This window comes from Corallococcus sp. AB018 (genome assembly GCF_003986945.1).
Lineage (GTDB): Bacteria > Myxococcota > Myxococcia > Myxococcales > Myxococcaceae > Corallococcus > Corallococcus exiguus.
In genome coordinates, this window is the sequence record NZ_RAWR01000149.1 from 19,361 (window position 1) to 27,419 (window position 8,059).

6 protein-coding genes are annotated in these 8,059 nt (G+C 70.8%); 2 read left to right on the forward strand and 4 right to left on the reverse strand.

The window, feature by feature from the left end:
- Positions 1–258 precede the first annotated feature (258 nt).
- The gene (locus D7Y11_RS27800) at positions 259–3,198 is read left to right on the forward strand and encodes a choice-of-anchor D domain-containing protein (RefSeq protein ID WP_120578466.1); all 2,940 of its coding nucleotides are present in this window, start codon (positions 259–261) and stop codon (positions 3,196–3,198) included.
- An 84-nt stretch (positions 3,199–3,282) separates the two neighbouring features.
- The gene (locus tag D7Y11_RS27805) at positions 3,283–4,206 is read left to right on the forward strand and encodes a metallophosphoesterase (protein WP_120578471.1); all 924 of its coding nucleotides are present in this window, start codon (positions 3,283–3,285) and stop codon (positions 4,204–4,206) included.
- Here D7Y11_RS27805 and D7Y11_RS27810 read toward each other — a convergent pair.
- From D7Y11_RS27810 to D7Y11_RS27825, 4 genes are all read right to left on the reverse strand, one after another.
- Positions 4,196–5,359, reverse strand: a complete 1,164-nt coding sequence (locus tag D7Y11_RS27810; protein ID WP_169831350.1) for a hybrid sensor histidine kinase/response regulator — start codon at positions 5,357–5,359, stop codon at positions 4,196–4,198. The genes D7Y11_RS27805 and D7Y11_RS27810 overlap by 11 nt on opposite strands.
- Positions 5,343–5,957 carry a chemotaxis protein CheB gene (locus D7Y11_RS27815; RefSeq protein ID WP_120578467.1) on the reverse strand — a complete coding sequence of 205 codons (615 nt, stop codon included), beginning with the start codon at positions 5,955–5,957 and terminating at the stop codon, positions 5,343–5,345. The genes D7Y11_RS27810 and D7Y11_RS27815 overlap by 17 nt, the downstream gene beginning before the upstream one ends.
- Before the next feature lie 16 nt (positions 5,958–5,973).
- On the reverse strand, positions 5,974–6,813 hold the full coding sequence (locus D7Y11_RS27820; RefSeq protein WP_233607412.1) for a CheR family methyltransferase: 840 nt from the start codon (positions 6,811–6,813) through the stop codon (positions 5,974–5,976).
- Positions 6,810–8,059: response regulator (locus tag D7Y11_RS27825; protein WP_126935211.1), on the reverse strand; the 1,250-nt coding region annotated here is incomplete at its 5' end. The genes D7Y11_RS27825 and D7Y11_RS27820, both read right to left, overlap by 4 nt.

The window sequence follows — 8,059 nt, forward strand, 5'->3', positions numbered from 1 at the left end:
CCCCCGAGGGTCAGGGGTCGGTGTAGCATCGACCGTTTGTGAAGCTTTTGCAGTCGCTTCCACGAAACGTGGAATCTCCTGCTTTACCCGTTAAATGCCGTTCCCCAGCGAGGGCGCCCGTTTGCCGTGTTGGCGGCGTGACGGCGCCTCGTTGGGACGCCCAGGCACCAGGGTTGCACCTTTCTACGACGACCGGATCCACGCGCAGTGCTGTGTGGGGGGACACCGGTGCCGTGCGTAGGAAATGGGGGACTCTGTATGCGTGGACTCCGATGGCTGGTGTTGGCGTTGGTGGCGGCGGCGACGGCGTGTGAGCGGCCCACTTCACAGCAGGCACGCACGGGCTTCGCGGCACGCCCGGAGCTCCTGGAGTTCGGCCCCGCCGCCGTGGGGCGCACCAAGACGATGACGCTGCGGCTGGCGAACCAGGGGCGCGCGTCGTACCGCGTGGAGGGGGCGCGCTCGTCGCTGCCCAACGTCAGCGTCCCGGTGTTCGAGCCCTTCACGCTGACGGCCGGCGCGGAGCACGAGCTTGAAGTGCGCTTCACGCCCGACGTGGAGGGCGCGGTGCAGGGGCAGCTGGAGCTGTTCACGGACGCGTCCGGCGGCGCGGCGACGCAGGTGCCCATCAGCGGGCGCGGCGTGAAGGCGCTGGTGGAGGTGCCGGAGTCAGCGCTCGACTTCGGCAACGTGAACCTGGGGCTGGTGGAGATGCGCGAGGTGACGGTGCGCAACCCCTCCGACGTGGAGAGCCCGCTGGTGCTGTCGGTGGAGGGCGCGGACAAGGACGAGTTCTCCGCCGGCGCGGGGATGCCGTCCACGCTGGCGCCGCATGAGACGCGCAAGGTGCCGGTGGCCTTCAGCCCGGTGCGGCTGGGCAACGGGGAGGCGGAGCTGCACGTCGCGGTGTGCGACGGCTGCGAGCCCGCGGTGGTGAGGCTGACGGGGATGGGCGTGGCCGGCGCGCTGGAGGTGACGCCGCTGCGCGTGGACTTCGGCCGGGTGGCGGTGGGCGCCACCGCCGAGGAGCGCATCACCGTGCGCAACCTGGGCTCCGAGCCGCTCAGCTACAAGGGCGCGGCGCTCCTGGAGGACCCGTCCGGCGTGTTCAAGGTGGTGAGCGCGCCCGCGCTCCCCAACGACGTGCTGGCTCCGGGTGGGGTGGTGGAGCTGCGCGTGGCCTTCACGCCCGCGGTGGCCGGCCGGGTGCGCGATGGCCGCGTGGAGGTGTCCGTGCGCAAGCCGAAGACGACGTCGCCCGGGCCCAAGGTGACGCTGACGGGTGAGGGCGGCGCGTCGTGCGTGGAGGTGACGCCCGCGCACCTGGACTTCGGGCCGGTGGCCTTCGGCATGACGGCCACGCGCGACGTCACCGTGAACAACCACTGCCGCGAGGAGACCACCGTCACCGGGCTCCACCTCACCACTCAGGCGGGGGGCTACTTCACGCTCGCGCAGCCGCCGTCCAGCCAGCCGGTGGCGCCCGGGGGCACGCTGAAGGTGGGCCTCACCTTCAGCCCTCGCGCGGGCGTGGGCAGCGCGAGCAGCGGGCAGTTGGCCGTCACCTCCACCCAGCGCACCTCCAGCGCCACGGACGGCGTGACGCTGGCGGGCGAGGGCAAGGCCTTCGCGCCGTGCGAGTACGCGCTGCCCTCGGTGCTGGACTTCGGCCAGGTGCCGGTGGGCTCGGAGGTGGCGCTGGGGGTGACGCTGCGCAACACCGGCACGCAGGCGTGCTTCCTGGCGGGGCTCCAGTTGGCGTCGGGGTCGGACCCCGCGTTCCGCGCGTCGACGGTGGCCAACAGCGTGCTGGAGCCCGGCAAGAAGGCCACGCTGCTCGTGCGCTTCCGCCCATCCGGTGAAGGGGAGTTCCAGGGGCTCGCGGAGGGCTGGGTGAGCCACCCCACGCGCGGCCACCCGTTGGTGAACCTGGTGGGCCGGGGCGTGCAGGGGTGCTTCTCCGTGCAGCCCACCACGGTGGACTTCGGCATCAGCCGGCTGGCGTGCGGCCCTCGCACCCGCGAGTTCATGGCCTACAACGACTGTCCGGGGGACGTGAAGGTGACGGGCATGAAGCTGGAGCAGCCGGGCCAGGAGTTCGCCGTGTCCGGCGCGCTGCCGGCCACGATTCCCGCGGGCGGGCGCGTGAAGCTCACCGCGAAGTACGCGCCCGGGGAGGAGGGCGAGGACGCGGCGACGGTGCGCTTCACGCTGAGGGACGGCGCCGTCTACAACGCGGGGCTCGTGGGGCGGGGCCTGGCGAAGACGGACCAGACGGACCGCTTCGTCCAGCAGTCGGAGGCGCGCGTGGACGTGCTCTTCGTCGTGGACAACTCGGGCTCCATGATGGAGGAGCAGCAGAGCCTGGGGGATAACTTCTCGGCCTTCCTGTCCGCGGCCACCGCCGCGCAGGTGGACTACCGCATCGGCGTCACCACCACCGGCCTGGACCCGTCTCCGGGCGGCTGGTCCGAGTGCCCCGGCGGCGCGCTGGGCGGTGAGAACGGGCGCCTGTTCCCCGTGGACGGCTCCAGCCCGCGCATCATCACGCCGGAGACGCCCAACGCGGCCGGCGTCTTCGCCACCAACACGCACGTGGGCGTATGCCACTGGAACGAGCAGGGCCTGGACGCGGCGTACCGAGCGCTGTCGGATCCGCTGCTCTACGACCTGGATGATCCGCGCACGCCCCAGGCCAACGACGGCAACGGCGGGTTCCTGCGCGAGGAGGCGAAGCTGGCCATCATCGTGCTGTCGGACGAGGAGGACTTCAGCTCCCAGCCGGTGTCCTTCTACGAGACCTACCTCCTGGCCCTGAAGGGGAACGACCCGTCCAAGGTGAGCTTCAACGCCGTGGTGGGCCCGGAGGACCTGAGCACCTGCACCACCTCCAGCAGCTCCGGCAGCCGGTACATGGAGCTGGCCCGGAAGCTCAACGGCGTGGTGGACAGCATCTGCACGCCCAACTGGGCCGCGTCGCTGGAGAAGCTGTCGGAGAGCGCCTTCGGGCCCAACCGGGCCTTCCCCCTGTCGGAGGTGCCGGAGGACCCCGGCGCCATCGCCGTCCGGGTGGACGGACTGCCCGTGACGGACGGCTGGTCCTATGACGCGCGGGCCAACGCTGTCATCTTCGACCGGCTGCGCGCCCCGGCCCCGGGCGCGGTGGTGGAGGTCACCTATCCGCTGGGTTGCCCGTAGCTGGGGCAGCCATACGTCCGTCACTGGAAAGTGACAGAGGCGGATGACTCGACAGGGAGGGGCGGGAGGCCTTGAGTGAAGGACATGCCGCAGGACTCCCTCCTCGTCGCCGCGCTGGGTGACATCCATGGCCGCTTCCACCGCGTGGAGGCGTGGCTGGATGCGCTGGAGCAGGCGCGTGGCCGGAGGGTGGACCTGGTGCTGGCGGTGGGGGACGTGGAGGCCTTCCGCCACGCGGACGACCACCGGCGCAAGGCCGCCAAGCGCGCCATGCCCGCCGAGTTCGCCGAGTACGCGGACGGCATCCGCCGCGTGAAGCGGCCGCTGTACTTCATTGGCGGCAACAACGAGGACTTCGAGGCGCTGCACGACCTGCCTGACGGCGGTGAGCTGGCCCCGGACGTCCACTACCTGGGACGCGCGGGCCTGCGCACCCTGGGCCCGTTGCGCGTGGCGTACCTGTCCGGCATCCACGCGCCGCGCTTCATCGACCAGCCGCTGAAGCGGCCCACGTCGCTGGATACGGCGAAGCAGGCGGGCTACTTCCGCACGCCGGAGGTGGAGCACGTGTCCGCGATGCGGGACGTGGACCTGCTGCTCGTGCACGAGTGGCCCCGGGGCATCGTGCAGAAGGCCCGTGACGAACGCCTGGCCCCCTCGCGCCCGCTGCCCTCGCCGTGGATTGGCAACCCGGTGACGCGCAAGCTGGTGGACACGGTGCACCCGAAGTGGGTGATCTGCGGCCACTCGCACAAGCCCTTCGCCGTGGCGCTGGACTCGCACGGACGTGCGCTGTCGCGCGTGGCGTGCCTGGACCAGGCGGCGCGACCGGACACCGCCGTCTTCTGGCTGGAGTTCGAGGGGCGCGAGGCCCAGCGCGCGGGCTGGGGCGTCTCCGGTGTCGCCGCCTGGCAGGCGGGACAGCGCTGGGGGCTGCACACGCTGCCGCCGCTGGAGGAGTCCGACGGGCCGGGCAGCGTGCCCGTGGACAACGGCGCTACAGCTTGACGACGTCCATGCCCTTGCGCGGCAGCTCCACGCGGAACTCCGTGTAGGGCCCGCTGCCGGAGAGCACCTCCACGCCGCCCTGATGCGCGTGGATGATCTGCTGGACGATGTAGAGCCCCAGGCCCAGGCCCTCGCCCCGGCCCCGGCGTTGCTGGCCGCCGCGGAACGGGTCGAAGAGGAAGGGCATCAGGTGGGCGGGGATGACGCCCACGTTGGTGATGGTGAAGTGCAGGGCGTGGTCGCGCGTGCCGTCCACGAGGATGCGCACCGGCTCCGCGGCGTCGCCGTGCTGGAGCGCGTTGCCGATGAGGTTGGAGGCCACCTGCGCCAGCCGGTCCGCGTCCCAGTCTCCCACGAGGTCTCCGTCCTGCCGCACCTCGATGCGGTGGCGGGGCCATGACGTCTGGTGCTCCTGCACCATGCGCTGCACCAGCTGCCCGAAGTCCGTCTCTCCCCGGCGCAGCGGAATCCCGCCCGCCAGCCGCGCGCGCGCCAGGTCCAGCACGTCTTCAATCATCCGGCTCATGCGCTTGCCGGCGGTCATCATCCGCGAGGCCGTCTTCTTCACGGCCTCGTCTTCCGAGCGGCGCTGGAGCAGGTCCGCCGCGGTGAGGATGGCGGAGAGGGGGTTCCTCAGGTCGTGGCCCAGCACCGCGGTGAACATCTCGTTGAGGCGCAGCGTCTCCGCGAGCGTGTCCAACTGCTGCGCCAGCTGCTGCTTCTGGCGATGCATCTGGAAGAAGACCTCCGCCTTGCCGCGTAGCGCGTGGGCTTCCAGCGGCTTGAAGAGGAAGTCCACCGCGCCGGCCTCGTAGCCCTTGAAGGTGCGCCAGGGGTCGCCACCGCCGGCGGTGACGAAGATGATGGGCACGTCGCGGGTGCGCTCTGAGCCGCGCATCAGCTCCGCCAGCTCGAAGCCGTCCATCTCCGGCATCTGCACGTCCACGAGCGCGAGCGCGAACTCGTGACGCAACAGCAGCTCCAGTGCCTCCGCGCCGGAGCGGGCGCAGTGCACCTCCACGTCGTCACGCCGCAGCACGGCGGAGAGCGCCAGGAGATTCTCCTCCAGGTCATCGACGAGCAGGCACTTCACCCGGGAAGCCACGGGCAGGGGCTCCTTGCTGAGGACGGACAGGTCAGATAGCACCGCCATCTCCCCATGCCCGGAAGACGGCGGGCATCTGTTCAAGAGGCAGCACGAAATCCACCGGCCCCGCCGCGACGGCTGCCTGGGGCATGGCAGGCGAGCGAGCGGTGTTGGGGGCCTGCACCAGGGTGACGCCGCCCCGCCGTTTCACCGCCTGGAGCCCCAGCGCCCCGTCCGCGTTGGCGCCCGTAAGGATGACGCCGCCCAGGCGTGGGCCATAGACGGCCGCGGCGGATTCGAAGAGCACGTCGATGGCGGGGCGGGAGAAGTGGACGGGGGCGTCCATGGACAGCGCGAGCAACGGCCCCTTCGCGTCCCGGTCCACGAGCAGGTGGTAGTTGGGTGGCGCGAAGTAGAGGGTCCCGGGCTGGACAGGCTGCTTGTCCGTCGCCTCGTGCACCGGCAGCGTGCACCGGGCGGTGAAGACCTCCGGCAGCAGGCTGGGGAGTTTGCGCGGCAGGTGCAGGACGACGAGGACCGCGGGCCGGAAGTTCGTGGGCAGCGCGGGCAGGATTTGTGTCAGGACATCCACCCCGCCCGCGGACGCACCAATGACGATGGCGTCGACGCGGCCAGCGGGCGGAGCGGGGCGCGGAGTGGGCATGGCGGTGGGGCCTCCTCTATCGCTTCTGGTAGAGCCTATCCTCGGGGACGACGGGGGTGAACGAGGCCTCGTGCGAGGAGAAGCGCAGAGACTCGCGCGCCCCCAGGCCCAGGAACCCCTTGTGACAGAGCGATTCCGCGAACAATCCCAGCGCGCGCTCCTGGAGTTCGCGGTTGAAGTAGATGAGCACATTGCGGCACGACAGGAGCTGCACCTCCGCGAAGACGCTGTCGGTGGCCAGGCTGTGGTCCGAGAAGATGATGTGGCCCTTGAGCGACCGGTCGAACACCGCGCCGCCGTACGCGGCGGTGTAGTAGTCCGACAGCGACGTGCGCGCGCCGGACAGCCGGTGGTTCTGGGTGAAGGACGCGATGCGGTCCACCGCGTACACACCGGCTTCCGCGCGCTGGAGCGCGGTGGGGTTGATGTCCGTGGCGTAGATGAGCGTGCGCTCCAGCAGCCCCTCCTCACGCAGCAGGATGGCGAGCGACCAGGCCTCTTCCCCCGTGCTGCACCCCGCGACCCAGACCTTGAGGGACGGATAGGTGCGCAGCACCGGCACCACGTGCTCGCGCAGGCCGCGGAAGTAGGACGGGTCGCGGAACAGCTCGCTCACCTGCACGGTGAGGTAGTCCAGCAGCACGGGGAACAGCGCGGGTTCGTGCAGCATCCGGTCCTGGAGCTGGGACAGGGTGGCGCAGTCGAGGCGCTCGGCGGCCTGGGCCAACCGGCGCTTGAGGGAGGACTCCGCGTAGCCGCGGAAGTCGTAGTGGTATTTCAGGTAGAGCGCCTCGAGCAGCAGCCGCAGCTCGATGTCGAACTCCTTCGTCGCCACGTCGAGCATGCGCGGCCTCACCCCTTGGGCATCCAGACGCGCAGGAGCGACAGCAGCTTCTCCACGTCGAGCGGCTTGGCGATGTAGTCATTGGCGCCCGCCTGGAGGCACTTCTCCTGGTCGTCGCGCATGGCCTTCGCGGTGAGCGCGATGATGGGCAGCTTGCGCCAGGCCTCCTGCTTGCGGATTTCGCGCGTGGCGGTGAGGCCATCCATCTCCGGCATCATGATGTCCATCAGCACCAGGTCCACCGCGAGCTGGGGCTGGGCCAGGCTCTTCGTGAGCAGGGCCAGGGCCTCCTTTCCGTTGCGGGCGATCTCCACCTTCGCGCCCCGGGGCTCCAGCACGCTGGAGAGGGCGAAGATGTTCCGCACGTCGTCCTCCACCACGAGGATGCGGCGGCCCTCCAGCGTGGACTCGCGGTCGCGAGCGGCCTGGAGCATGCGCTGGTGCTCCGGTGGCAGGCGCGACTCCACCTGGTGCAGGAACAGCGTCACCTCGTCCAACAGGCGCTCCGGGGAGCGCACGCCCTTGATGATGATGGAGCGTGAGAAGCGGCGCAGCTGCTGCTCCTCGTCGCGGCTGAGCGTGTGGCCGGTGTAGACGATGACGGGAGGGAAGGAGACGGCCTCCTCGGCGGCCATGCGCTCCAGGAGGTCCTGGCCGCTCAGGTCCGGCAGGTGCAGGTCCATCACCATGCAGTCGAAGGTGTGCTCGCGAAGCCGCTGGAGCGCGTCGTGCGCGGTGGCGACGCCCTCCACCTCCACGTCCTCTGCCTCCAGCAGCTTCTGGATGCTCTCGCGCTGACGGGCGTCGTCCTCCAGCACCAGCACCCGGCGGGGGCCCGGCGCGGACTTCGTCTCCAGCGTGCGGAAGACGTCCAGCAGTTGCTCGCGCTGCACGGGCTTGAGCGCGATGCCCACCGCGCCCAGCTCCAGTGCCTCACGCGTCGGGTCCGCCGCGGACACCACGTGCACCGGGATGTGGCGCGTGCGCGGATTGCGTTTGAGCTGATCCAACACCGTGAGGCCGGAGTGGTCCGGCAGGTTCATGTCCAGGATGATGGCATGGGGCGCGTGGCCGAGCGCGGCCTCCAGTCCATCCGTGGCGGTGGCGGCCAGGATGCACTGGAAGCCCAGCTCGCGCGCCAGGTCGCGCAGGATGAGGGCGAAGCGGGCGTCGTCCTCCACCACCAGCAGCACCCGCGAGCCGGAGGTGAGCCGCTCGCGGTCGTCCTCCAGGCCAGGGGGCGGGGCCGGTGTCGGGC